The following is a 1724-nucleotide window of genomic DNA, read 5'->3' as shown; positions in this document are numbered from 1 at the left end:
GGCGAGTACTGGTTGTCGCGCACCAGATACGCCTTCAACCCCAGTCCGGGAAAGGCATCGGTGCGATGGCCTCGCGTGGCGACTCGGTGTTCGATATCGCGCAGTTTCGGGCGGTGGGTGCGGGCCGAGCGATTGATCGCGCCGGTGACCGCGGCGACGGTCTTGGCGGCGATGCGCTGCTCGATCTCGCGCACCACCTTCTCGACCACCATCCGGGCGGTGGCCTTGGTGGTCTCCGGCATCACCCGGTTCAACCCCATCAGCGTGCCCACCAGGTGTACGTCGGGCTCCACCGATTCCAGCAGTTCGGGTTCGAGTAGCAGCTGGGTGAGGTTCAGCCGCTGCACGGCGTCGCGCTGCATCACCTCGACCACGGTCGCGGGGAAGTAGGTGCGGATGTCGCCGAGCCAGCGCGCCACGCGCGGTGCCGAACCACCGAGTCCGCCGGACCTCTTCGTCGATCCGCCTGCCTCACCGGTGTTGTAGAGGGCGCCGAGGGCCTGGTCCATGGCCTGGTCGGGGCCCGAGGACAAGCCGCCGAGCTGTTCCTCCGCGGCCTGGCCGAGGACGAGTCGCCAACGGCGCGAATGGGTTTCGTCGTTACCGGTCACGGCAGCAGCTCCAGGTGTTCGAGCGGAATTCGTCGGGATGCCGGTGATACCCGGGCCGCAGCTCGGATCTCCGGCGGTGTGCTGCACCGGATTCGGCGGGCGGCGGCGAGGACCGCACCGTGCGCCCGCGGCGGGCCAGGCGGTGACCGAGACGGCGGCCTCGGTGGGTCCGTAGAGGTTGTGCACGGCCGCGGCCGAATGCGCGCCGAAGGCGGCCACCGTGTCCGGGGTGAGCGCCTCGCCGATCGCGAACACCAGCCGCAGGCTCGCCAGCTGACGCGCGTCGGCGTGCGCGGCGAACATCGCCAGCATCGACGGCACGAAGTCGGCGACGGTGACCCCCCGCGCGGCGACCAGGTCGGCCAGATACAGCGGATCGCGATGCCCGTCCGGGGTCGCGAGCACCAGGGTGGCGCCGGCGGCCAGCGGGGCGAAGAAGCCCCACACCGACAGGTCGAACCCGACGGCGGACTTCTGCAGGTACACGTCGTCGCCGTCGATCCCGTACCGCGCGAGCAGCCAGGCGATCTGGTTGCGCACACCCGCGTGACTCATCGCCACGCCCTTGGGCCTGCCGGTCGAGCCGGAGGTGAACAGGACGTAGGCCAGGTTCGTATCCCGCAGCGGCGCACGGAGTTCGGCATCGGCCACCGGATCCGTCGAGTAGACCGACGTATCGACCGTGTCGACGACGACGATCCGGGGCGCGGGCGCCACCATGGCCGCGATGCCGGTCCCCGTCGACGACTGCCGATCGAAGTAGTCGCGCGCGATGGACAGGACCAGGTGCGGGCGCGCGGTGTCGAGGACCTGGGCGATGCGCTCGGCCGGGTGATCCGGGTCCAGCGGCACGTACGCGCCACCGGCCACGCTCACCGCGTACATGCCGATCACCAGGTCGAGCGAGCGGCGCATGCCGAGCGCGACCATGGTGTCCGGGCCGACGCCCTGGGCGATCAGGTGCCGGGCCAGGCGGTTCACCTTCGCGGCGAACTCGCCGTAGGACAGACTCGTCCCCTCGAAGGCGGAAGCGTCAGTTTCGGCTGGCTGGCCAACGATTTCGGCACCGAGGGCTACCTCGGGGACCCGACGCTTGCCAGCGCCGAGGCAGGC

At 70.6% G+C, this 1724-nt stretch carries 1 protein-coding gene; it reads right to left on the bottom strand.

Annotation, left to right across the window (positions count from 1 at the left end; all coding sequences use genetic code 11):
* The coding region (locus ACWDNU_RS45475) for a DUF4865 family protein (RefSeq protein WP_449673399.1) at positions 1-1724 on the bottom strand (1724 nt) is incomplete at both ends.

It is taken from the genome of Amycolatopsis sp. NPDC003676, from assembly GCF_053587275.1.
This window is presented reverse-complemented; position numbering and strand designations above follow the sequence as displayed.